We start from the raw sequence: 24,208 nt of genomic DNA on the forward strand, positions 1-24,208 counted from the left end.
TCATGATCGGGAGCCGAACGGGGCACGGTCTGATTGAAGCACAGTCGGCGACCCGGCAAGCCGGTCGAAACCACAGGTGAAAGGGCTTTGCGCAACCGTCTGTGCAGTTGCTGGCAGCAAACAAGCGGCGTGGTCTCATGGACCCAAATTCGCGTGTAGCCTATTTGGGATGTTGCGGCGCGCCATACCCCGCGGTGCGTTTGACGGGGCGGGACTCGAAGGCCTGGGACGGCTGGTAGTTCGTCATCCCATTTTGGTCATCGTGGCTTGGGTGGTGCTGGCGGCAACGCTGTTCCTGACGTTGCCCCCGCTGATGGAGGTAGCCGAGCGTAAGCCGCCGGGCCTGCTACCGGACTCCTCGAGCGTGATGGTTGCCGGTAACGAGATGGGCGAAGCCTTCGCGGAGGGCGCCGGTTCGGGCAACTCGGGCAACGTCGGCGCGATCATCTTCGCCAACGAGGACGGCCTCACCCCCGACGACGAGGCCACCTACCGCAAGGTGGTGGACCGGCTCAAGGCCGACCCCGAGCACGTGCTGTCGACGCAGGACTTCGTCTCCATCCCCGAGCTCAAGCAGGTGATGACGAGCGAGGACAAGAAGGCCTGGCAGCTGCCCATCAGCATGCAGGGCACGATGGGCACGGGGGAGGGCCAACGCGCGTACAAGGCCGTCCTCAAGGAGGTCAAGGAGGCCACCGAGGGTTCGCAGCTCGAGGTCAACGTCATCGGGCCCGCGGCCACCTTCGACGACCTCAACAAGATCGGCAAGCGCGATCAGCTCGTCATCGAGATCGTCACCGTCGTCGCGGTGTTGTCGATTCTGATCATGGTGTACCGCAACATCGTTGCGATCATCCTGCCGATGCTGATGATCGGCGTCGGGCTGGTGGTGGCCCAGTCTGTGGTGGCGGGACTCGGCGACATCGGGGTGATCGGTCTCGGTCCGCAGACGTTGATGTTGATGACCGCGATGATGATGGGCGCGGGCACCGACTACGCGATCTTCTTCTTCACGCGCTACCACGAACTGGTCCGCGAGGGCGGCACCTCCGACGACTCGGTGATCGGTGCGCTGGGGTCGATCGGCAAGGTGATCGCCGGTTCGGCGGGCACCACCGCGCTCGCGTTCGTCGGTCTGGCGTTCACCGAACTGGGCGCGTTCTCCACCGTCGGCCCGGCGCTCGCCGTCACCGTGCTCATCGGCTTCCTGGTGTCGATCACGCTGCTGCCGGCGATGATCGTGCTCACCGGACGCCGCGGCTGGGTCAAACCGCGCAAGGACCTGACCAGCCGGTGGTGGCGCCGCTCCGGTGTGCACATCGTGCGCAAGCCCAAGGTCCACCTCGCCGCCAGCCTGGTGATCCTCATCGGGCTCGCCGCGTGCTGCAGCATGATCAGGTTCAACTACGACGAACGCACCAGCCTGCCCGCCGACGCCTCCAGCAACATCGGATATGCGGCGCTGGACAAGCACTTCCCGGTCAGCTCCACGATCCAGCAGTTCCTGCTCGTACAGGCACCGGATCAGGATCTGCGCAGCCCCAAAGCACTTGCCGACATGGAGGAGATGGCCAAGCGGGTCGCCGCGCTGCCGGACATCGCGATGGTCCGCGGCATCACCAGGCCGACCGGTGAGGTGCTCGAGCAGGCCAAGGCGACCTACCAGGCCGGCGAGGTCGGGTCCAAACTCGGCGATGCGTCACAGCTGATCGAGGACAACGACGCGAACCTCAACCTGCTCAGCGGCGGCGCGCACAAACTCGCCGACACGCTCGACCAGCTCCGCGACGGCGTGGTCGACGGGATCGTCACGTTGCGCCCGCTGGCCAAGGTGCTCACCGACATGCAGGCGAAGTACGGCGGCACCACCACGCTCGAGGAGATCGACAAGACCGCCACATTGGTGGCCAACATGCGCTCGCTGGGCGACGCGATGGGCGACAGCCTCATGCAGATGGCCGAGATGTACAGCTGGGCCGGTCCTATCGTCAAGTCGCTCAACGCAAGTCCGGTCTGCAACGTCGACCCGTCCTGCGTCGAGTCGCGGACGTACCTGCAGCGGATCACCAAGATGAACGACGACGGCACCGCGCAGAAGGTCGCCAACCTTGGTCGGGTGCTGCAGGAGACGAAGGCCACCCAGACCCTCGACGAGACCGTGCGCGATCTGGGCGCCAGCATGAAAGTCGCCGTCGAGGCGATCCGCGCCGCGGGCCTCGAGGACACCGGCAGCGTGCAGGCGCAACTCGCCGAAGCGCAGAAGGGCGCTGACCTGCTGGCGGATTCGAGCCGGCAGCTGGCCGAGGGCGTGCAGCTGCTCGTCGACCAGACCCGCAACATGGGCGGCGGGCTCGACCAGGCGTCGGCGTTCCTGATGGCGATGCGCACCGAGGCCAAGGACCCGCCGATGGCCGGGTTCTACGTGCCGCCGCAGATCCTCACCCAGGAGGAGTTCCAGAAGGCCGCCAAGCTGTTCATCTCGCCCGACGGGCACACGGCGCGCTATCTCGTGCAGACCGGGCTGAACCCCTTCGGCACCGAGGCCATGGACCAGGTCAAGGACATCGTGAAGGCGGCCGAAAGCGCCAAGCCCAATACGTCTTTGGCGGACGCGAAGATCTCGATGGTCGGGTTCTCCGCGGTCCAGAACGACATCCGTAATTACTACAACGGCGACGTGCGGTTCATCATCATCGTCACGCTGCTCGTGGTGTTCCTGATCCTCGTCGTGCTGCTGCGCTCGCTGATCGCGCCGATCTACCTGGTGGGGTCTGTGATCCTGTCGTACATTTCGGCGCTCGGCATCGGGGTGCTGTTCTTCCAGTTCTTGCTCGGCCAGGGCATCCACTGGAGCGTGCCGGGGATGACGTTCCTGGTGCTGGTCGCGGTGGGCGCGGATTACAACCTGTTGCTGATCGCGCGAATACGCGACGAGGCCGCACGGGGGATCCGCACCGCGGTCATTCGCACGGTCGGGGCCACCGGCAGCGTGATCACCTCCGCGGGGCTGATTTTCGCCGCGTCGATGTTCGGCCTGACGTTCTCGAGCCTGCAGGCGGTTGTGCAGATCGGCTTCGTGATCGGTATCGGTCTGCTGCTCGACACGTTCCTCGTGCGCACGATCACCGTGCCGGCGATGGCGGTGTTGATCGGTGACCGCAACTGGTGGCCGACCAAACCCACGTTCGAGGCCAAGCCGTTGATCACCCCGATCGTCGGCCAAAAGCGGGTCGACGACGACCCCATCACCGAGCCGATCGGAAATCCCGAACTCGCCGATGACGCCGACGCCGACATCGACACCGGCGAGGATGACCGCACCGACGAATTGGTCTCTGTGGGAGCGGATTCGGGCAGTACCCGAACCGCCGACGGCTGGGTGCAGCCCCAGTAGGTCAACGGCGTAGGGATGTCTCGTGTAAGCCCGCTGTGGACGATTCCATCGTCTCGTCTATCAATCGTTTCCAATCGCCTACTATGCTGCGAGACACGGATTTCCGGCGGTGAGCTGCTTCTGAGAACTCCCGTTCCGAAATAGGTCCGTCTTCGAGCGACCGAATAGCGGATGCGAATGCATCAGTTTGAGGTTCCGCGACTCTGCCGGGAACGAGGTGCGGAATGACCTGCGCCATGACGCTGCGATCCGCTGCGACTACCGGCGTACTGAAATCTGCTGCTTCGAACAGCACCAATCCGTACGTCTCGCCGAGCGATGGATGGATGACGATCTGAGACTGCGAATAATATTCGGCCGGGTTCGGTACGTAGCCATGGAACCTCACGCGATGGGCGATCCCGAGTTTGTCTGCGAGGCGTTCGAGAGTGCTGCGTTCGGGACCGTCTCCGAGTATGTCGAGTGAATAATAATCCGGCAGTTGGGCTAGTGTTTGCAGTGCTAGTGCTTGATTCTTGGTTTTGGTCAGCGAACCGACAGCGAGAAGTCGCCCAGGCAGTTTTTTCCTCACAAGCCACGAGTCAAATTCGGGGACAATGTTAGGAATGACCTCGATTCGCTCGTTGAATCCAGCCTTGCGCATATGCAGTCGCGGAGATTCGCTGACTGTTACAGTCGCGAACGCGCGCGGATAAACTTTTCGCGCAGCGGCTTGCATCAGCGCCAGATCCCTGCTCGTCGTGACTTTTCCCCTATCAAAGGAGTGCTCCCAGATCAGCGTCCGCGCGAGCAGTTTCTTCGGGAGCGTGAGCGCTATCGGGATGGCAGTCCAAACGCCGCTGACGATTATCACGTCGCTGTCGAGTTCGTTGCGGTGTCGGAAAGCCCGCAGCAACGTGATCGCTCGCTCCCAGTCCGGTACGGGCTTGCCCCAGGACGTGATATCCACCGAATCCCCCAGGGGAACGCCACTCTCGTCGCCTGCGAGCAGGACGACCTGGACCTCGTAGTCGGTCGTCAGTGCGTTGGCCAGTGCGACAGTCGCCGCTTCCATGCCTAGCAGTGGAGACAAGGAGAGGATGACGAAGGTGACGCGCGGCCGCCTCCCGGTGTTAGCGTCTTCGACTGCCATGTACTCGCCCCTGCCCCCCGTATTGAGCGTGCTCTCTCGTGGCGCGATGAAACTTCTGAGCCACGTTTGATGCTGACGACGGTATTTATGTTATGTCGGTGTCATCGTCAGTGTGGCACTTAGGAAGTACCTGCGCGCCCTGAATCTACCCGCAATTCCAAGATCAATTCCTTACGCCAACAAGGCCGCCGAGCGCCCATCCGTATGGTTTCATCGTGAGACGCCAAAGCTCTGCAACTGCGTGCAATTATTGTCGCGCGAGTAATTGTCACGGGGTGGCCAGATCTTTAGCCGAGGGGTGTAATTGATGCAAAAAGTCCGTACGGGTGCACAATGGATCAAACAGGTGAAACGTCGCATTGAAAGCGCGGTAGCAAAGTTCGGTTTCAGTACGTCGGCTGATTACTGGGAGAAACGCTACCAGCGGGGCGGCACCTCAGGCGCGGGGTCTTACCACCGACTCGCCGAGTTCAAGGCTGATGTGATCAACAAGTTCGTCCGCGATAAGCGGGTCCAGACTGTGATCGAGTTTGGCTCCGGCGACGGCGCGCAACTGCAGCTAGCTGACTACCCGAGCTACATCGGCGTGGATGTATCTCGCACTGCAATCTCGGCTACCCAGCGGCGGTTCGCAGACGACGCATCCAAGCGTTTCGTGCATACCAGTGAGATCACCAGCAGCGATCGGGCCGAGTTGGCGCTGTCGCTAGACGTTATCTACCACTTGGTCGAGGACGACGTGTTCGACTCCTACATGAAGCAATTGTTCGACGCCGCAACCAAGTACGTCATCGTCTACTCGAGCAACGACGCGCGCAGCTGGCCGGACCCGCACGTCAGGCATCGCCGATTCACCGACTGGGTGGAACAACACAGGCCTGATTTTTCGCTGGTCGAACAGATCCCGAACCGGTACCCGTACTCGAGCGATGACCCAGCCAACACTAGCTTCGCGGATTTCTTCGTCTTCGCACGCTGAAACGCACCTTGGTACCCGCAGCTAGTAATGCCGGCAGTTATCTGCCACTCAGCAGGAACCCGTAGCCGTGCTTGTCGATCATGTAGCGGATCGATTCGTACTGCTGTCGTCTGCGCTTCTTACCCCTGACGTCAATGTAGTGGTGTACCACCTCGATGCTGGGATCGAAATATCGCTTGACGCCGTGCTTTTCCAATCGGATCGCGAGATCCTGCGCGCCGTGGTTGCGCATCTTGGGGTCGTACCCCCCGATTGCCTTGAACACACTTGAGAAGATCAGCATATTGCCCTCGTGCAGCCAGTAGGCCTCGGCCGGGCGGGGAGGTTCGAGCACATTCGGCCACTTCTTCTCAGCCGGCTTCCCGAGAAGCCGAACCGCGCGGGTGAGCAGCGGCCGATCCTTGACTCGGTCCAGGAGCGGAGGGACCAGCGTGACAATGGTTTTCAGTGAGAACACCGGTCCGTAGTTGTACGGTTCCTGGCTGCCGTCCACCCGGCTCACCAGTCCACCAATCGCGCCGACACCACGGTCGGCATAGCGTGCGGCGACATCGCGTGCCACCGCAGCGGCCTCGGGCGTCGGCAGATCCATGTCGGCGTCGATGAAGTGGATCAGCTCCTCATCGCCGACATGGTCGATGATCTGGTTGCGGTTGGCCGTGCAGCCTTGGTTCTGGGGGGCCCGCACCAATCGCACGGCCCCATTGAACGAATTGACGACTTCGACGCTGTCGTCAGTTGAGCCGTCGTCGAGCACAAAGACACGGTCGTAGCCACGTTCGAGCACCTGCGGCAGTAGGAGGCGGAGGTGATGGCCCATGTTGTAGTTCGGGATAGCCGCGACAACGGGCATGTGCTTCGTCATTGTGGGCATCGGGACGTCAAACTCCTGTCTCGGCCGCAATTCGGTAGTTGCGGACAGCTAGCGGGACGAACACAACTGCAAAAAAGACCACCCAAGCGAGAGTCCCCAGTACAGGCCACAGGACGCCACCGCCCTCGGATAGTGCACGCATCAACTCGATCGGCGGCGACATCGGCTGGAATTGAATCAGGGGCCGTAGCCACGACGGGAACATCTCCATCGGCGCAACGCCAGAACTGCTGAACACCAATCCGATCGACGCCGTGCCCAAATAGGTGTACATGGCACTGCCGTCCGGCCCGACGGCGAGTGCCAGCGTCGTCACCACCATGGCGAACGTCATCACCATGACGACGGGAACTACGAGGTAGGGAATCAAAGCGAGCCAACTGGCCTGAAAACGTAAGCCCATGGCTATACCAATTCCAGTGATCAGCGCGGTGCTCACGACGGTCCGCGCACCCTCGGCAAGCAACCGTCCAATCAGTGCGCTGGCCCGGTGCACCGGGAACGTCCAGAACCGGCTCAGCAGACCACAGCGCCGCTCACCTGGTATGGAGAACCCGGCACCCAACGCACCGAACATGCCGCCCGCAAGCGCGCACAGCGGAACCAAGCCGTTGAGATTGTCCGTTCCGGCAAGCCGCACAAGCGATTCGCTGACCAGAAGGTGATAGATGATCAACAGAAGAGTTGGGTAGGCCACGCTCTGGATCGGCAGCAGGGGCTCGTTGCGCCACCGAACTAGATGCCGGCGCGCGAACAACAGGCTCTCAACGACAAGAGCATTCAGGGAGGAGGTGCGCGCGGTCATTCGGTCCGCCTTTGTAGCCGAAGTGCCAGTGCGCCGAAAACCACCAACATGCCGACACACCACGCCAAGGTGGCGGCCAGATTTCCCGTCACTACATCGCCGCTCGCGAACCCGCGAAGCGTCTCCGTGACCTGAGAGATCGGCTGGTGCACGACGAACGGTTGGATCCAATCCGGAAACGACTCTGCGGGAGCAACTCCCGTGGAAAGGAGAACCAAGAGCAGTTGGGGCACGAGCAGCAATTGGCTGGCTGCGTCGAGCCGCCAACCGATCGATCCGGTGGCATCGGCGCCCAACGAGAGCGCGAGCGTCAGCATCAGCGCCACAACCACGAACGCCGCGCCGTATCCGAACCCTCCTGACATCCGGAAGCCGAATACGTAAGCGACGGCGACCGCCGCGACCAAGGCCAAGAGACCCCGCAGCAGGCAGTAGAGCATGCGCGCGGCCAATGGCACTGCAGCTGAGATCGGCAGCGTCCGCAATCGCATGCCGAAGTCCGCTCGCTGGTCCTTGGCGGCGCGCTCAGCGGTCGTCATGGCGCCAAGAAGCATTGCCTGCACCACGACGGCAGGTAATACGTACTGGGCGTAACTGATGCCCCCGGTGTCTATGACATTTTGGAGCACGATCGTGAATCCGATGAAGGTAACCACCGGTGCGAGAATCGCGAACAGGATGTCCCGGTCGCGAACCGTGCTCACAATGACCCGTTCAGTCAGCGCGACGAGCGCAGTCATACCGTTACGGTCCCGGGAGTCAAGTGCAGGAAAACCTCGTCCAGCGAAGGCTTACGTAACGAGATGTCGTGCAGCTCGATACCAAGTGTCTCAACGCGGCGCAGCATCTCGACGAGGGTGGCGACACCGTTGGGCGCAGGGACGGCGACGGTGTTGGCCGAGTAGTCGATCTCGGCATCCTCGATGTCGGCGACTGCGGCTGCCAGTTGCGGCATGTCGGCGGGATTGACCGGCGATAGCTCGCAATAGCTGTATCCGACAAGACGTTTGAGGTCGTCGGCGGTGCCGCTGGCGATGACCTGGCCACCGTCAAGGATCACGATCGAGTCGCTCAGCACGTCGGCTTCTTCTAAGTACTGCGTAGTGAGCAGGACCGTAATGTCCTGCTCCTTCAGCCCAGACACCAACGCCCACAAGTCTCGCCTGCTACGCGGGTCCAAGCCGGTCGTGGGTTCATCGAGGAATAGGACCCTGGGCTCGTCGACAAGCGCGGCGGCGATGTCGATGCGGCGGCGCATTCCGCCGGAGTAGGTGCCGACCCGGCGGTCGGCGGCATGGTTCATATCGAATTGCTCGATCAGTTCGGCGGCTCGCCGGCGCGCGTCTGCACGACGCATTCCTCGAAGGCGGCCGAAGAGCACGAGGTTTTCCCGACCAGTGAGCGCACCGTCGAGTGCAGCCTCCTGTCCGGTGAGACCGATGCTCGCGCGCACCTTGCCGGGCTGCCGGGCGACGTCGTAGCCGGCGACCAGGGCCTGCCCGGCGGTCGGCCGCAGCAGCGTGGACAGGATCTTGACCACGGTCGTCTTGCCTGCGCCGTTGTGGCCGAGCAGGGCACACACCGACCCAGTGGGCACCTGAAAGCTGACGTCCCGCAGCGCGGTCACGTTGCCGCTGAACGTTTTACCAACGTTGTGCAGTTCGATCGCCATCATTCCGCCTTCGTCGCCGGCGACATCGCGCCGCGGCCGAGCGCGTAGACGTACCACCCGGCGCCGACCCAGTAGTCCCGATCGATCGCGTTGCGGGTGTCCAGCAGCCGCGGTTGCCGCACCAGCGAGCGGAAGGCCACCGGGTCGATCGCGCAGTACTCGTCCCACTCGGTCGCCAGCACGATGAGATCGACGTTGCGGCAGGCGTTTTCGACGGAGTCGCAGTACGTCAGGGTCGGGAACATCGCCTTGGCGTTCTCGATCGCGCGCGGATCGTGCACGCGGACGTCGGCACCCTTGAGGTGAAGCGCCGCAGCCACGTTCAGCGCGGGTGAGTCACGCACGTCGTCACTGTTCGGTTTGAACGCCGCACCCAGGACCGCGATGTTCTTGCCCAGGCAGTCGCCGCCGAGCATCGCGCCGGCCACCGAGACGGCCTTCTCGCGCCTGCGCACATTGATCTTGTCGACCTCGTGCAGGAACGTCAGCGAATCCGATGCGCCGAGTTCTCCGGCGCGCGCGCTGAACGCCCGGATGTCCTTGGGCAGGCAGCCGCCGCCGAAACCGAGGCCCGCGTTGAGGAACCGCCGGCCGATGCGTTCGTCGTAACCCAGCGCGCGGCCGAGCGTGACGACGTCGGCGTTGACCAGCTCGCAGACCTCGGCCATCGCGTTGATGAACGAGATCTTGGTCGCCAGAAAGGAGTTGGCCGCGACCTTGACCATCTCGGCGGTCGCCAGGTCGGTCGTCAGGTGCGGGGTGCCGCCCTCGATGAGGCGGCCGTACACCTGCTGCAGCGTCTTCTCGGCGTGCTCGGAGGTGACCCCGAAGATCAGCCGGTCCGGGTGCAGGGTGTCCTGAATGGCCTTGCCCTCGCGCAGGAATTCGGGGTTCCACGCCAGCTCGAGCAGGTCGCTGCCGGAGGCGGCCAGCTCGTCGGACAGCCGCTGCGCGGTGCCCACCGGGACGGTCGACTTGCCGACGACCAGACCCGGGCTGTCGGCGTGTTCGGCGATCGTGGCCACCGCGCTGTTGACGTACCGCACGTCCGCGGCGTTGGAACCGGGCGACTGCGGGGTACCGACACACACGAAGTGGACCGCCGCACCCGAAACGGCCTGCTTCGGGTCGTGGGTGAAGTGCAGGCGGCCGGTCGTCAGGACCTCGGCGAGCATCTCCTCGAACCCGGGCTCGTAGAACGGCGATGTGCCCGACGCCAGCCGGTCGATCTTCGCCGCGTCGGTGTCGTACGCGTGCACCTCGTGTCCGAGGTGTGCCATGCACACGGCGTGAACCGCGCCGAGGTAGCCCGTGCCGACGACGCTAATTCGCATCCGATGAATCCTGCAATCTCAAATCAATGGTCCTAACGCCGGTCAGCATATGTGCCCACGGCGCAGCCGGGCAGCCGAACAGAGCTCCATCAGCGAATCCGGAAATGACGCGGACATGCCGATAAATCTGTGACTGAAAGCCTCAGCGTTTCGCGAATACCCGAGGCGTTACCAGGGGAACTTCGGCGGGCCGAGCTTCAGCTTCGGCGGCGGCGGCAATTGCAGCTTCGGCGCCGGGGGCAGTTGCAGCTTCGGTGGCGGGGGCAACGCGGCGGCAGCGGCTGCGCCGGCGCCGAAGTCCGGGAAGCCGATGGCCGGCGGTGCGATCGTGATGTCCGGGACCACGTCGGGCAGACCCATGCCGAACGACAACGGCACGGACACCTCGGCGAGCTTCGGCACGTCGACGGCGCCCCAGTTCGGCGCGGGAAGCTGCTTGGCGGCGTTGATGATCTCGCACCAGTCGCCGCGGCACGGCTCGGCCGGCTTCTCCTCGCGCGGCTGCTCTTCGGCGGCGCGGTTCTCGGTGCCGGGCGCGGGCGCCGGCGCGGGGACCGGGGGTGGCGGTTCGGCGGCGGCGACCGCGCTGGAAAGAAGGAGGGCGCCGAGGCCGGCCGCGGTCGCAAGGCTTGCTTGCGCGGCGATGTGCTTGAGGCTCACTGATTCACTCCTGCCGTAGATACGACGATCATAGGTTGCCCGCACCCAAAATGTGGCATCCATTCGGTGCGCGGATTGACTGCTCGGGAACCGCGAAAGAATTTGCGGTAACCGGCATCCGACGAGCAATCGGAACCGGTATATGCGCTGAGTCGCCGTCCCGCACCAAATGCCGGACGACGCATACTCAGCAAATTGTTGTGCATTAACGGCACGCGCTCACGCGTCCAGCCGGGTGAACTGGCCCTTGCCGTACATCTCGACGCACGTCGAGCGGCGGATCTTGCCGCTCGTGGTGATCGGGATCGACCCGGGAGCCACCAACACCAGCTCCGAGGCGGCCAGGCCGTGGTTGCGCGAGATCGCGGACGTGACATCGCCCTTGATCGACTCGAACCGCGCGCGAATCTCCTCGTCGGAGTCGCCGCGCTTCTTGAGTTCGACGATCGCCACCAGCTTCTCGCTCCGCGCATCGGACACCGCGATCGCCGCGACCCGGCCGCCGGTGATCTCGGAGATCGTCGCCTCGATGTCCTCGGGATAGTGGTTGCGGCCGTAGACGATCAGGACGTCCTTGATGCGGCCCATGATGAACAGTTCGCCGTCGGAGACGAAGCCGAGGTCACCGGTGCGCAGCCAGCCGCTCTCCGGCAGGCCAGCCGAGGGGCTCACCAGCGTGCCGCCGAACGTCCGTGCTGTCTCCTGTGGCTTCTGCCAGTAGCCGGCGGCGACGTTCTCGCCGTGCACCCAGATCTCGCCGATCGTGGCGGCCGGGCTCTCGGTGTTGGTCTCGGGGTCGACGATGCGCACGGTCACCGACTCCGGCGTGCCGTAGCTGACCAGCGGCGTGCCCCCGGCGGCGGTGCGCCGTTCGGCGTGACCGGCCGAGAGCTTCTCGGACTCGAAGTCGACGACCAGCGGCGCGCTGCCGGGCTCACGGGTGGCCACGTACACCGTCGCCTCGGCCAGACCGTACGACGGGCGGATCGCCTTCTCGGGGAAACCGAACTTAGTGAACTTCTCGGTGAACCGCTGCAGCGTCGCGGCGTGCACGCGCTCGCTGCCGCTGATGACACCGAGCACGTCGCTCAGGTCGACCCCGGACATGTCGTCCTCGGTGGTGCGCTTGACCGCGAGCTCGAACGCGAAGTTCGGCGCCGCGGTCAGCGTGCGGCCGTGCTCGCCGAGCAGCTGGATCCAGCGGGCCGGCCGCTCCAGGAACGACAGCGGGCTCATCAACACGCTGGGTAGGCCGCCGAGGATCGGCACGCAGACCCCGAGCAGCAGACCCATATCGTGATAGAAGGGCAGCCAGGACACCACGGCGGTGTTGGGCGGCGGGATCTTGCCGATGTCGGTGAAGTAGTCGGCGTACATCTGCTCGAAGTTGGCCGACAGGTTGCGGTTGGTGACCATGACGCCAGCCGGCTCACGCGTCGAGCCGGAGGTGTACTGCAGGTAGGCGACCTCCTGGCTGACGTCCCCGCGGATCCGCCGGATCTTCTTGTTCTCCGACTTGAGGGTGTCGACCACCACGACGGTCGGCTTGGTCTCCGTGGCCTCCGCGTACCGGGTGACGTCCTCGGCGACCGCCGACGTCGTCAGGATCACGGTGGGCGCGGTGTCACGCAGCACCGACGTGACGCGCTCGTCGTGCGCGCCCGGCTGTGGGACCGAAAGCGGCACGGCGATGAGACCGGCCTGCAATGATCCGATGAACGCCGCGATGTAGTCGAGGCTCTGCGGAGCCAGAATGACCGCGCGGTCGCCCTGTTCGCCGCAAACACTCAGCTCGGCTGCAACATTTGCGGAACGCCGATAGAGCTGGGAGTAGGTGAGCGTTTCCGGAAGCGCAGTGCCGTCGGGTGCATAGTCGATGAAAGTGAATGCCGTGTCGTTCGGTTGAAGACTGGCGCGTTCGCGCAACACGGCGGGAATGGAAGATCCCATCATCGGCGTACGTCGACCTTTCGTGTCTGGAGTGAAACCGGCTGCGAACAGCGTCTTTGCTAATTGACCGCGCGGATAATTGCTTCCAGCTTAAGCGTCCGCGGGTCCCGCTGCGAACATTCGGCTGTACACGATGGTAGAGCGCGAACCCCCAACTTGCGTACTCCACGGAATGTCCGGCTCCGAAATCATCCGATCATGATTTGCTGAAATTCGGATTTTTACCGCAAAGCCGAGCAAGAATTATGTGCAGCAAACAAAATTGTACTAGCTGATCTTCGCATCTAGATCGATCTTGATCGGACCGGCGGCGCGCCCCAGCGAAAGATCACAAGCATTCGCGGCCATCGGAGGCCGGCGCGAGGGGTCCGGCGGCCGCGCCAAGGACGGGGTCTGGTGCGGGCCAGCATCGTGGCCATATTTTGCCAGAGTGTCAATTCAGACTTCGCCGGGAGCCCGCGCGGATCGCCCGTTTGCCCGCTGAGCCGGTTTTCCACTCCGTCCTTGCCGGTCGCGAGGACCAGCCCGTAGCCTCGTGACGTGGCCGGCCTGGCAGGCGTCCGCGCCGACGAACTCACTGCGCTGGAGATTTTCGGCGGTTACCGGGCCGAGGATCTGGTGTCCCTCGCAGCGCAGCTCAGGCCGCTTCAGGCCGCAGCCGGTCAGGTCCTCATGCACCAGGACGAGCTGGCCGTGTCGTTCCTGCTGATCGGTTCGGGTCAAGCCGAGGTCACCCACGTCGACGACGCCGGCCACGACACGGTCGCGAAGCTGAACCCCGGGATGATCGTCGGCGAGATCGCGCTGCTGCGCGACACCACCCGGACCGCGACCGTCGTCGCCGTCGAGCCGGTGACCGGCTGGGTCGGGGACCGCGAGGCCTTCTCCACCCTGCTGCACGTCCCCGGCATGCTGGAGCGGCTGCTGAGCACCGCCCGTCAACGCCTGGCCGCCTACATCACGCCGATCCCGGTTCGGCTGCGCGACGGCTCCGAACTGTTCCTGCGGCCGGTCCTGCCCGGCGACAACGAACGAACCACCAGTGGTCCGGTCGAGTTCTCCAGCGAGACCCTGTACCGCCGGTTCCAGTCCGTGCGCATTCCGAACACGTCACTGATGCGCTACCTGTTCGAGGTGGATTACGTCCACCACTTCGTCTGGGTGATGACCGACGGGCCGGAAGGGCCGGTGGTCGCCGATGCGCGGTTCGTGCGTGAGGAGGTGGACCCGTCGATCGCCGAGGTCGCGTTCATCGTCGCCGACGCCTACCAGAATCGCGGCATCGGGACGTTCCTGATGGGTGCGCTCGCGGTGGCGGCGAAATATCATGGCGTGCAACGGTTCACCGCGCGCGTGCTCACCGACAACTATCCGATGCGGGCGATCATGGACCGGTTCGGCGCGCGTTGGCAGCGCGACGACCTCGGCGTCGTTACCACTGAAATCGATGTTCCCCGACCGGATTTCGCCACGGAGCTGTCGCGCCAGATCCGCGACATGACGCGCCAGGTCGTCAAGGCGGTCGGCTGATGCGGGTGCCGCTGTCGAAGGACACCCGGCTGTGCATCTCGCTGTCCGGGCGGCCGAGCAACATCGGCACCCGATTCCACAACTATCTCTACGACCTGCTCGGCCTCGACTACATCTACAAGGCGTTCACCACGACCGACATCGCGGCCGCGATCGGCGGGGTGCGGGCGCTGGGCATCCGCGGGTGCTCGGTGTCGATGCCGTTCAAACAGGATGTGCTGGCGCTGGTCGACGAGGTGGAGCCGTCCGCGCAGGCGATCCGCGCGGTCAACACGATCGTCAACGACCTGTCGGTGCCCGGTGGCAGGCTCACCGCATCGAACACGGATTACCTTGCGGTGCAACGCCTTATCGGTGAGCACGGGTTGCAGCCGACGCAGTCGGTGCTCGTCTACGGCAGCGGGGGAATGGCCAGCGCCGTCGCGACCGCGTTCCGCGACCTCGGTTTCGAGCGCGGCACCGTGGTCGCCAGGAACGCCGAGACGGGCCGGGCGCTCGCCGAGCGCGTGGGCTACGACTACGCCGGAGAGCCCCGCGGCGGCGACGTGCTCGTCAACGTCACCCCGGTCGGGATGGCCGGTGCGGCCGAGGCGCGCGAGACGCCGTTTCCCGACGCGGTCATCGCCGCCGCGCACACGGTGTTCGACGTGGTGGCGATGCCGTCGGAGACGCCGCTGATCAAGGCCGCGCGGGGCGCGGGTGTTCGGGTCATCACCGGCGCCGAGGTGATCGCGCTGCAGGCTGCCGAGCAATTCGAGCGCTACACCGGCGTGCGCCCGACTGCCGAGCAGGTACTCGCCGCGTCGGCGGTGTCGCGCGCCTGATCAGGGCGTGATCTTGGTCTGTTCGTCGATGACGGACGTGGCGTCCATCAGCGCGCCCATCTGATCCTCGGTGCCGTCGGCGTTGAGCTGCAGCACGTACAGCGCGTCCTGGCCCGGGATCACGACGGTCTTCTGCGCGATAGCGCGCTTGGCGCCGTCCTTGTTGTAGCTGCCGCCCAGTTGGACTGCGTCGAAGCCGCCGAGCTTGGACGGGCTGCCGGACCTGGCGCCGTCATAGCCGGGCAGGTTCTGGATCTCACCGGGCGCGAACTCCAGGATCTTGGCAGGGTCGACGTTGCCGGTCAGCTTCGACACCAGGGCGATGATCGTCGGGGGGTTCTGCGCCCACTGCGGATCCTCGGAAACGATGGCGCCGTAGGCCCATTCGGGGGTGGCCGGGCCGGCGTCGCGCCACCCCGGCGGGAACGGCAGGTCGATCGTCGGTGCACCGGGATCGCCGCGCTTGACCGGAGCCTCCTGGATGCCGTTCTCGCGGATGTAGTCGACGATCGTGTACTGCGGTCCGGCCGCCTGCGCCGAGGTCGGGGACGCTGCCGACGTGCTGGCGGCGGCCGCCGACGTCGTCTCCTCCGACGACGTCGCTTCGCTGGTGTCGCTCGATCCGCAGCCGGCGAGCCCGACACCGAGTGCGACGGCCGCAACGGCGAGCACGCCGGCCCTCATCGAACTGCTCATTGGGTCTCCCATCGGTTCATCGCGCCGGCGGTCGCGGCGGCCCCCGATGCGGCAAACTAGCTCATTTGCTGCCGCGATGGCGGGCGTTTCGCCGCCAAGAGCCGTCACCTGTTACAAACTTGGAGTGGATCGCGGGGACGGGCGGGATTTCGGGCTTGCTCAGCGACGGCGTCGAGGGATGAGGGGTGCGCCATGCGGGTAGTTGGTCGGTCAGTGGCTGCGGTTGCGGTCGCGTTGTTCAGCACGATCGTGCTGGCGGTGGCGTGGACTGCGGCGACCGCGGTGCAGTTGGCGGCGAGTGCGCTGATCATGGGCGGCACCGAGCACCCGCTGGCCCCGCCGACCGACGGGCCGGGCTTCATCAACCCGTATCTGCAGAACGTCGTCAACGAGTTCATCAACCTGGCCGCCGACGCGCCGACCGGCACCGGCGGTGCTCCGATCGACGCGGTGGACGGCGACGTCTACGCCGTGACGTATCCCGCCGAGTTCTTCCCGGTGTTCGGCAGGAAGACCTTCGAGACCTCGGTCGGCGAGGGCCGGGCGAACCTCAACCAGTGCGCGAGCGGATCGAGCGCGTGCGAGTACAACGAGGATCCGGCGATCGACCCCGGACCGCCCGCCGGGCCGCCCGCAGAAGGTGAAGACCTGGTGATCTTCGGCTACTCGCAGAGCGCCGTGGTCGCATCGCTGGTCAAGCGTGACCTGATCGCCAACCCGCGGGAGGGGGCGGCGTCGTTCTTCCTGCTCGCCAATCCGATGCGGCCCAACGGCGGCATCCTGGCGCTCGGCCCGCGCGGGCTGACCATCCCGATTCTCGGCATCCCGTTCTACGGGCCGACTCCGACCAACAGCTGCGAAGAAGGCGAGTGCATGCCGACCGTCGACGCGGCGGCGCAGTACGACATCCTCGGCGGCGACTCGCCGTCGAGCCTGACCAACGTGCTGGCGATCGCGAACGCGATCGCGGGTTATCTTCTGCTGCACGGCAATCTGCAGACCGCGAGCTTCGAGGACGCGCTGTATCAGGGTTCGCACGGCGACACCGACTACTACCTCTATCCCACCGAGCGGCTGCCGATCCTGATGCCGCTGGGCGCGGTGGTGCCGTCGCCGATCCTCACCGCGCTGGACGCGCCGCTGCGCGCGGCGATCGAGGGCGCCTACCACCGCGACATCAACCCGGGCATCGCGACCGGGCTGGGGCTGACGTCGCTGCTGCCGTTCCACGACCCGGTGCGCACGATCATCAACATCATCCGCGCCATTCCGGTCGGCCTGGACGACGCGCTCGCCGAGGCGACCGGCAACCCGAACTTCCGGCCGTTCGGCACCACGCCGGTGACCAGTCCGTTCGGGGTGGGTGGCCCGGAGCTGCCGGAGGCGCCGGAGGAAGAGGCGCCCGAAGAAGAAGAGGCACCGGAAGAAGAGGTGACGACGACCGCGCAGGACTCGTTCCGTGCGCTGAGCTCCGACGGGGATGCCAAGGATCCGGCCGAAGAGGAACCCGCGGACGAGTCCGAGGACCCGGCTGCTGACGCCGCCGGCGACACCGCGCCGGAGCAGCCGAAGGTGCGCGGGCCGATCGAGTTCGACTCGCGCAAGGAGACCGTCACGCCGTCGACCTCAGCGCCTGTCGGCGGCGAGCAGACGACCGGTGAGCCGGCCGACGATGACGACGCTGATGACGCCGGGGCTGACGAGACCGGATCTGACGACGGCGGCCAGGCGGCGGCCTAGGGGGTCAGGCCTGCCGGTCGCAGTTCAGCGAGACGGTGATCGACCGGCTGACCACGACGGTGATGTACTCGCGGTCCTCGCCCTTGCCGACGCGGAACGTGCGGGTGACCTCCTGCGGGTTGCGCACGCTGGTGACCACGCATTGGTTGAGCGGCGCCGTGCCGACCCGGTCGATGACGACGTCGTAGCCCGTCGCCTCGAGTTCGCCGATGGTCTGCAGCGCCCCGCCGGCCTGTACCGGCTGCGCCGACGCGACCGCCGCCGGCGCCAGGATGACGCCCGCCGTCGCTGCTGTTGCTGCCACACTCCAAAGAGCACGCATGACAGCCTCCGTCCGTTGAGAGTTGAAGTTGCTAACTGTTGATCGCCGCACGGCCTCGAAACGTTGCAAGGTGGGCGCCGTCGCGGCGGTGGCGATGTGCCTGGTGGCCTGCGGCGCACCGCAGGAACCCGCGCCGGAGCCGCCGTCGTCGCAGGCGTCGACCCGCATCAACCCGGCCCGGGTCGACCGGGCGCGCGCCGACCTGCCACCCGGCTACGAGGTCGCCGACCTCGACGGTCGCGTCGCACCGGTGACGGCCTGGGGTTACGGCCCGCAGTGGAGCACCGAACCTGCGCAGTGCGCGGCGCTGGCCGACCCGGTCGGGGACGCGGCCGCCGAGGGTTGGTCGGCCTCGGGGCCCGGCGGCATCGTCTACGCGGCCGTCGCCGCGGCGCCCGGTGCGATGGATCGCGCCGTCGTCGACGCCTGCGGGCAGTGGACGGTGTCGGGCGGGCGCACCACCGGCACCGTCACGCTCGCGCCTGCGCCTCCGCTGCCGGATGCGACGACCGTCGCCATGTCCACTGACAGCACCACCGTCGTCGAGGGCGGCACCGAAACCCGTTCGCACGCCGAGACCGTCACCGCATACCTGGGCGACCACGTCGCGTTCGTCACCGTCGTCACCGATCCGGGGTCCGCGCATCCGCAACTGAGCGCCGAGTTCGCCGCCACGCTGATCGACAAAACCGTGTCCGCGTTACGCGGTTAGGCGACCGTCGCCGGGTAAGTTGTGCGGCGATGTCTACGAGGGCGATGGCGGTCTGCGCGTGCGCGGGGGTGCTTGTCGCGTGCGGACAGTCCGGGGCGGACCTGTCGCAGGCCGACATTGCGCGGGTCAAGGACGTGCGCTCGAGCTTCGGACCGGGCTTCACGGTCACCGACGTGGGGCCGACGGGCATCGACCCGCGGCTTCTCGGCCAGCAGTCGGTGCCGCCGGGCATGCGCTTCGAGCCGGCCGACTGCGCGTCGTTCGCCAACCAGCAGATGGTGCCCGCCGGTGCCAAGGGCAACATGGTCGCCACCACCGCCGAAGGTGACGGCAACCGGTTCATCACGATCGCGCTCGAGACGTCGGAGGCGGCGGAAGTCAAAGCGCCGCAGGACAATTGCCGCAAGGTCGGATTCGCCGGCGGCGGTGTGCGCGGGCTCGTCGAAGAGGTTGAGGCGCCGCAGATCGAGGGCGTGCAGACGCTGGGGACCCACCGGGTGCTGCAGACGACGGTGGACGGCAAGCCCCGCACCGGTGAGCTGTACAACTATGTCGCGGGTTTCGGAACGTTCCTGGTGATCGTCACCGCGAATCCGTTGGTGCTGCCCGACAAGCCGGTCGCCGAGGTCGACACGCAACGCGCCCGCGACCTGCTGGCGGCCGCGGTGAAGGCGGTCCAGAACTAGCGCACGTCGTGCGGGCGGAACTGGATGCTGATCCGGGGGCCGACCGGGCGCGTCGTCTTCGGGATTGCGTGCTCCCACGTGCGCTGACAGGAACCGCCCATCACCAGCAGGTCGCCGTGGGAGTGCTGCAGCCGCAGCGACTTGCCGCCGCCACGCGGCCGCAGCGCGAAAGTCCTTGTGGCGCCGAGCCCGACGATCGCGACCATGGTGTCCTCGGTGCTGCTGCGGCCGACGGTGTCGCCGTGCCAGGCGACGCTGTCGTTGCCGTCGCGGTACAGGCACAGGCCGGCCGTGGTGAAGGGCTCGCCGAGCTCACCGGCGTAGAGGTCGTTGAGCCGGCGCCGGATCTGCTTGAGCCGCGGGTGCGGCGCGGGCTCGTCGACCAACCGGTGGAAGCTGACCAGCCGGGGCACGTCGACGACCCGGTCGTACATCGGGCGGCGTTCGGCGCGCCACGGGATGGCGTCGACCAGTTCGCGGAACAGCGGGTCGGCATCGTCGAGCCAGCCGGACCGGAAGTCGATCCAGGCTCCGTTGCCGAGATGGCGGCGTTCGGCGTGCTCGAACAGCGAGCTCTGCAGAGCCAGCTCCATGGCGGCCAGTTTATCGCACACCCGTTCGATCGGGTCAGAGCCGGGCGGCACCCGGGCCGTTCTCGGCGAGCACGTCGCCCGGGTTGGACAGCGCGCAGGTCTTCAGGCTCAGGCAGCCGCAGCCGATGCAGCCCGTCAGGTTGTCGCGCAGGCGCTGCAGATGCAGGATGCGGTCGTCGAGGTCCTGGCGCCAGCCTGCCGACAGCCGCGCCCAGTCCTTGCTGGTCGGGACGCGGTCGGTGGGCAGCGTGGCCAGCGCCTCGCGGATGCGCGAGAGCGGGATGCCGAGCCGCTGCGACATCCGGATGAACGCGACGCGGCGCAGGGTCTCGCGGGCGTAGCGCCGCTGATTGCCGCCCGTGCGCCGGCTGTGGATCAGGCCTTCGCGTTCGTAGAAGTGCAGCGCCGAGACCGCAACACCGCTGCGCGAGGACATCTCGCCGGGAGTCAGCTCGTGAATCAACTCCATAACATCAACCATAGTTGAGGTGGGGTCGGGTATTACGGTGCTAGATGTGACGTTGGGCTGCGACTCCGAGGTGGGCAGGCTGAGCGCGGTCATCCTGCACCGGCCCGGCGCCGAGCTGCAGCGCTTGACGCCCCGCAACAACGACAGGCTGCTGTTCGACGGACTGCCGTGGGTGGCCAAGGCGCAGCGCGAGCACGACGCGTTCGCCGCGCTGTTGACGTCGCGCGGCGTCGAGGTGCTGCTGATGGCGGATCTGCTGACCGAGGCGCTGTCGCACAGCGGCGCAGCCCGGATGCACGGCATCGCGGCGGCGGTCGATCCGCGACGGCTGGGACTGCCGCTGGCGCAGGAACTTTCGGCGTATCTGCGCTCGTTGGAACCGGCGGCGCTGGCGCGGGTGCTAATGGCGGGGATGACGTTCAACGAGTTGCCGTTGTCGGGCGGCGAATTGGGCTTGGTCCGGCGGATGCACCACGGCGGGGACTTCGTGATCGATCCGCTGCCGAACCTGTTGTTCACCCGCGACTCGTCGTTCTGGATCGGCCCGCGGGTGGCGATCACCTCGCTGGCGCTGCCCGCGCGGGTGCGCGAGACGTCGTTGACCGACGTGATCTATGCGCATCACCCGCGGTTCCTCGGGGTGCGCCGCGCCTACGAATCGCGGTCGGCGCCGGTCGAGGGCGGCGACGTGCTGCTGCTGGCGCCGGGCGTGGTGGCCGTCGGGGTGGGGGAGCGCACGACACCTGCCGGCGCGGAAGCGTTGGCGCGCAGCCTGTTCGACGACGATCTCGCGCACACGGTGCTGGCCGTGCCGATCGCGCAGGAGCGCGCACAGATGCACCTCGACACCGTGTGCACGATGGTCGACGTCGACGCGGTGGTGATGTACCCGGCGATCGTGGATTCACTGTCGGCGTTCACCATTCACCGCGACGGGAACGGCGGCGTGCGCATCGACGACGCGGCGCCGTTCGTCGACGCCGCCGCCGAGGCGATGGGGATCGAGCGGCTGCGGGTCATCGCGACGGGGCTGGATCCGGTGACGGCCGAACGCGAGCAGTGGGACGACGGGAACAACACGCTGGCGTTGGCGCCGGGGGTCGTGGTCGCCTACGAGCGCAACGTGGAAACCAATGCGCGCCTTGCCGATGCGGGCATCGAGGTGCTGCCGATCGAGGCGTCGGAATTGGGCACCGGCCGCGGCGGCCCCAGGTGTATGTCGTGCCCGGCGGGCCGCGACCCGCTCTAACGGTGCTCGTTTTTGCGTCCAGGGCTGTTTCTCGGCCGCGGGAGCAGCCCTCAGCGCAATCTTCGCGGCGGCTTCCAGCCCCGCCGAGCGAACGCCTCGTACGCGCGGTGCAGGATGAAGCGTCTGCTGTGTTCGGCGACAACGCGGATGTCGAGCCAGCCGCGCCGCTCGATCAGCTCGCCGCGGCCGATGTCGTAGACGTACTGGCCCCGGTCCTCGCTGTGGTGCGCTCCCTCGTAATCGAAACCGACCTTCGGTTCGTCGTAACCCATGTCGATGTAGGCATCCTGAAAGCCGTCGCTCACCAGGATCTGCGTTCTCGGCGCAGGCAGGCCGTCGTCGATGAGGATCAACCGGACGCGCGTCTCCTGCGGTGACTCCGCCCCACCATCCATCAGCGGCAGCGCGATGCGGGCGCGCGGTAAGCCTCGTGCCCGCGGGTAGCGCTCCGCGAGGGGCAGCACATCCACGACGGTCAGCCCGGTGGCGCGTGCCAGCGCGTCGAGGTGGCGCACCGCGATGTCCCGAGGGAGGTGCCGAGCCAGATCGAATGCGGTTCGCTGCGGTGTCGTCACGGGCAGGCCGTCGATGAATTGCACGTCATCGGCGTCCATCCGCTCGTTTCGGACCACGATGCCATCCGGCGGACGTCCGTTCTGCCACAGCATCTCGACCGGTGTGGTCGCGTCGACGTATCGCGCACCGTGTAGCGCTGCGGCGGCACGCCCCGCGATGATGCCGTTTCGCCGTGACCACAGGAACGCGCCGTGGATGCGGTCCCGCAGCGTGGGCACAACCAGTTTCGACACATAGACGTCCGGAAACATCGCGCGGTAGTTCCAGCGCAGGCTCGCGCGCGTCAGCCCGCCACCCGCCAACGCGGCGCTACCGATAAATACCTCCCCCATGCCGACGATGCTGATCGCCCGCGCCGACAACAACGCCCCCCCGTCGCCGTTTCTGCCTGTAGGGCTGTGGATAACGCTTACGAACGACCGTGAACGCAAAAACGAGCCGTCGGCGGCGCACCAAGCAGAACTACCGCCAGGACGGCAGCCAGATCTGCATGTTCCACGTCGCCGGCGAGATCGGCAGACCCGTCAGGATCGGGTACATCCACGCGAAGTTCGTCAGCACCAGTGCGACATAGAAACTCACCGCGAGCAGTCCGAGCGTCCGCCGCTCGGCGTTCTGGTTCGGCTTGTACAGGATGTCGCCGAGGATCAGCGCGATCATCAACACCAAGAACGGCGCCATCGTCGCCGCATAGAAGAAGTACATCTGGCGGTCGATGTCGGCGAACCACGGCAAAAAGCCCGCGCTGTAGCCGACCAGCGCGACCGCGTACCGCCAGTCGCGTTTGACGAACGCCCGCCACACCGCCCACGCCAGCACCGGCACCGCGAGGAACCACATCGCCGGCGTGCCGACCAGCATCACGGCCTTCACACACGACTGCGCCCCGCAGCCGGGCACGTCCTGGTTGTCGATCGCATACAGCACCGGCCGCAACGACATCGGCCACGTCCACGGCTTGGACTCCCACGGGTGGTGGTTGCCGTCGGCGTTGGTCAGCCCGGAGTGGAACCGGTATGCCGCATACGTGTAATGCCACAGCGAGCGCAGCGCGTCCGGGATCGGCAGCGCGCTGTCCGGCCCGATCGACTGGCCCACCTCGTGACGGTTGACGCCCGTCTCCGAGGCGAACCACGGCGCGTACGACGCCAGGTACACCCCGAACGGGATCAGCACCAGCGCATACAGCGACGGACCCAGATCGCGGCGGAACGCGCCCAGCCACGGCCGCGGCACCCGGTACTGGCGGCGCGCCACGATGTCGAACACCAGCGTCATCACGCCGAAGAACGCGACGAAGTACAGCCCCGACCACTTTGTCGCGCAAGCCAATCCGAGCAGCACCCCGGCGCCGAACCGCCACCACCGCACGCCAAGGCGCGGGCCCCACGGTGTCTCGGTGATGCGGCCCTCGATCAGCGCGACGTGCATCCGCATCCGGACCTGGTCGCGGTCGACGATCAGACAGCCGAACGCGGCCACCACGAACGTGACCAGAAACCCGTCGAGCAGCGCGGTGCGCGCCGCCACGAAGCTCACACCGTCGGCGATCACCAGCAGACCGGCGATGCCGCCGATCGCGGTCGACCGGCTGATCCGGCGGGCGATCCTGGCGACCAGCACCACCATGATCACCCCACACACCGCCCCGGAGAACCGCCAGCCGAGCCCGGTGTAACCGAACAGCGCCTCGCCGATCGCGATCAGCTGCTTGCCGACGGGCGGGTGCACGACCAGGCCGTAGCCGGGGTTGTCCTCGACGCCGTGGTTGTGCAGCATCTGCCAGGCCTGCGGCGCGTAGTGCTTCTCGTCGAAGATCGGCGTGCCCGCATCCGTCGGCGAACCGAGGTTCAAGAACCGCGTCACGGCGGCCAACGCGGCGATCACCGCGGTCATCGCCCAGCCCTGCAGGCGGTCCGCGGGCCCGAAGTCGGCGACCGGCACCTGCGGTGCTGGGCTGATGACCGGGACCGCGCGCGGCGCTTCGGTGGCGGGGGCGGTCACGGTTGCG

22 protein-coding genes are annotated in these 24,208 nt (G+C 66.4%); 8 read left to right on the plus strand and 14 right to left on the minus strand.

From position 1 onward, the window contains the following. Nucleotides 1-169: 169 nt before the first annotated feature. Nucleotides 170-3,394, plus strand: a complete 3,225-nt coding sequence (locus tag BLW81_RS12635) for an MMPL/RND family transporter (RefSeq protein ID WP_157897680.1) — start codon at nt 170-172, stop codon at nt 3,392-3,394. A gap of 1 nt (nt 3,395) precedes the next feature. Here BLW81_RS12635 and BLW81_RS12640 read toward each other — a convergent pair whose 3' ends face one another. After that, on the minus strand, nt 3,396-4,526 hold the full coding sequence (locus tag BLW81_RS12640) for a glycosyltransferase (protein WP_083407479.1): 1,131 nt from the start codon (nt 4,524-4,526) through the stop codon (nt 3,396-3,398). Nucleotides 4,527-4,833: 307 nt separating this feature from the next. Between BLW81_RS12640 and BLW81_RS12645 the strand changes: the two genes are divergently transcribed. Further along, nucleotides 4,834-5,505 (plus strand): methyltransferase domain-containing protein, encoded by a 672-nt coding sequence (locus BLW81_RS12645; RefSeq protein ID WP_197680366.1) that lies wholly within the window; start codon nt 4,834-4,836, stop codon nt 5,503-5,505. Nucleotides 5,506-5,542: 37 nt separating this feature from the next. On the opposite strand, the gene BLW81_RS12650 is transcribed toward BLW81_RS12645, so the two are convergent. The 7 genes from BLW81_RS12650 to BLW81_RS12675 form a co-directional block, all read right to left on the minus strand. Continuing rightward, nucleotides 5,543-6,370, minus strand: coding sequence for a glycosyltransferase family 2 protein (locus tag BLW81_RS12650; RefSeq protein ID WP_235632249.1), 828 nt, complete (start codon nt 6,368-6,370; stop codon nt 5,543-5,545). Nucleotides 6,371-6,386: 16 nt separating this feature from the next. Continuing rightward, nucleotides 6,387-7,184, minus strand: a complete 798-nt coding sequence (locus BLW81_RS29345) for an ABC transporter permease (protein WP_157897681.1) — start codon at nt 7,182-7,184, stop codon at nt 6,387-6,389. Next, nucleotides 7,181-7,924, minus strand: a complete 744-nt coding sequence (locus BLW81_RS29350; protein WP_157897682.1) for an ABC transporter permease — start codon at nt 7,922-7,924, stop codon at nt 7,181-7,183. The genes BLW81_RS29345 and BLW81_RS29350 overlap by 4 nt, the downstream gene beginning before the upstream one ends. Further along, nucleotides 7,921-8,859, minus strand: coding sequence for an efflux ABC transporter ATPase subunit, DrrA-related (locus BLW81_RS12660; RefSeq protein ID WP_173839614.1), 939 nt, complete (start codon nt 8,857-8,859; stop codon nt 7,921-7,923). The genes BLW81_RS29350 and BLW81_RS12660 overlap by 4 nt, the downstream gene beginning before the upstream one ends. After that, nucleotides 8,856-10,190 carry a UDP-glucose dehydrogenase family protein gene (locus tag BLW81_RS12665; protein ID WP_083407482.1) on the minus strand — a complete coding sequence of 445 codons (1,335 nt, stop codon included), beginning with the start codon at nt 10,188-10,190 and terminating at the stop codon, nt 8,856-8,858. Before BLW81_RS12665 ends, BLW81_RS12660 begins: the two co-directional genes overlap by 4 nt. A gap of 168 nt (nt 10,191-10,358) precedes the next feature. Beyond that, a complete protein-coding gene (locus BLW81_RS12670) occupies nt 10,359-10,850 on the minus strand; it encodes a hypothetical protein (RefSeq protein ID WP_083407483.1) in 492 nt (163 codons plus the stop codon). A gap of 219 nt (nt 10,851-11,069) precedes the next feature. Then, complete coding sequence (locus tag BLW81_RS12675) at nt 11,070-12,803, minus strand: AMP-binding protein (protein WP_083407484.1); 1,734 nt, start codon at nt 12,801-12,803, stop codon at nt 11,070-11,072. Nucleotides 12,804-13,340: 537 nt separating this feature from the next. Here BLW81_RS12675 and BLW81_RS12680 point away from each other — a divergent pair. Next, on the plus strand, nt 13,341-14,330 hold the full coding sequence (locus BLW81_RS12680; RefSeq protein WP_083407485.1) for an acetyltransferase Pat: 990 nt from the start codon (nt 13,341-13,343) through the stop codon (nt 14,328-14,330). Beyond that, nucleotides 14,330-15,154, plus strand: coding sequence for a shikimate 5-dehydrogenase (locus tag BLW81_RS12685; protein ID WP_173839615.1), 825 nt, complete (start codon nt 14,330-14,332; stop codon nt 15,152-15,154). Before BLW81_RS12680 ends, BLW81_RS12685 begins: the two co-directional genes overlap by 1 nt. On the opposite strand, the gene BLW81_RS12690 is transcribed toward BLW81_RS12685, so the two are convergent. Continuing rightward, complete coding sequence (locus tag BLW81_RS12690) at nt 15,155-15,850, minus strand: envelope biogenesis lipoprotein LpqN (protein WP_083407487.1); 696 nt, start codon at nt 15,848-15,850, stop codon at nt 15,155-15,157. Nucleotides 15,851-16,063: 213 nt separating this feature from the next. Here BLW81_RS12690 and BLW81_RS12695 point away from each other — a divergent pair, with 213 nt between their 5' ends. After that, nucleotides 16,064-17,590 (plus strand): PE-PPE domain-containing protein, encoded by a 1,527-nt coding sequence (locus BLW81_RS12695; protein WP_235632250.1) that lies wholly within the window; start codon nt 16,064-16,066, stop codon nt 17,588-17,590. A 4-nt stretch (nt 17,591-17,594) separates the two neighbouring features. Here BLW81_RS12695 and BLW81_RS12700 read toward each other — a convergent pair whose 3' ends face one another. Continuing rightward, nucleotides 17,595-17,912, minus strand: a complete 318-nt coding sequence (locus BLW81_RS12700; protein WP_083407489.1) for a hypothetical protein — start codon at nt 17,910-17,912, stop codon at nt 17,595-17,597. A 70-nt stretch (nt 17,913-17,982) separates the two neighbouring features. Here BLW81_RS12700 and BLW81_RS12705 point away from each other — a divergent pair, with 70 nt between their 5' ends. Then, the gene (locus tag BLW81_RS12705; RefSeq protein WP_235632251.1) at nt 17,983-18,624 is read left to right on the plus strand and encodes a DUF5642 family protein; all 642 of its coding nucleotides are present in this window, start codon (nt 17,983-17,985) and stop codon (nt 18,622-18,624) included. A 29-nt stretch (nt 18,625-18,653) separates the two neighbouring features. Next, nucleotides 18,654-19,310, plus strand: coding sequence for a DUF5642 family protein (locus BLW81_RS12710; RefSeq protein WP_083407490.1), 657 nt, complete (start codon nt 18,654-18,656; stop codon nt 19,308-19,310). Here the strand turns inward: BLW81_RS12710 and BLW81_RS12715 are convergent. Together BLW81_RS12715 and soxR are read right to left on the minus strand one after the other, a co-directional pair. Then, complete coding sequence (locus tag BLW81_RS12715; RefSeq protein WP_083410498.1) at nt 19,307-19,903, minus strand: alpha-ketoglutarate-dependent dioxygenase AlkB; 597 nt, start codon at nt 19,901-19,903, stop codon at nt 19,307-19,309. The two genes, BLW81_RS12710 and BLW81_RS12715, sit on opposite strands and share 4 nt — an antisense overlap. 34 nt (nt 19,904-19,937) lie before the next feature. Then, nucleotides 19,938-20,372, minus strand: coding sequence for a redox-sensitive transcriptional activator SoxR (gene soxR / locus BLW81_RS12720; protein WP_083407491.1), 435 nt, complete (start codon nt 20,370-20,372; stop codon nt 19,938-19,940). A gap of 37 nt (nt 20,373-20,409) precedes the next feature. Here soxR and arcA point away from each other — a divergent pair, with 37 nt between their 5' ends. Continuing rightward, complete coding sequence (gene arcA / locus BLW81_RS12725; RefSeq protein WP_083407492.1) at nt 20,410-21,621, plus strand: arginine deiminase; 1,212 nt, start codon at nt 20,410-20,412, stop codon at nt 21,619-21,621. A 50-nt stretch (nt 21,622-21,671) separates the two neighbouring features. On the opposite strand, the gene BLW81_RS12730 is transcribed toward arcA, so the two are convergent. After that, a complete protein-coding gene (locus BLW81_RS12730) occupies nt 21,672-22,529 on the minus strand; it encodes a type IV toxin-antitoxin system AbiEi family antitoxin (RefSeq protein WP_083410499.1) in 858 nt (285 codons plus the stop codon). 130 nt (nt 22,530-22,659) lie between these two features. Further along, a complete protein-coding gene (locus BLW81_RS12735; protein ID WP_083407493.1) occupies nt 22,660-24,201 on the minus strand; it encodes a dolichyl-phosphate-mannose--protein mannosyltransferase in 1,542 nt (513 codons plus the stop codon). Nucleotides 24,202-24,208 lie beyond the last annotated feature (7 nt).

Source organism: Mycolicibacterium rutilum (assembly GCF_900108565.1).
Lineage (GTDB): Bacteria > Actinomycetota > Actinomycetes > Mycobacteriales > Mycobacteriaceae > Mycobacterium > Mycobacterium rutilum.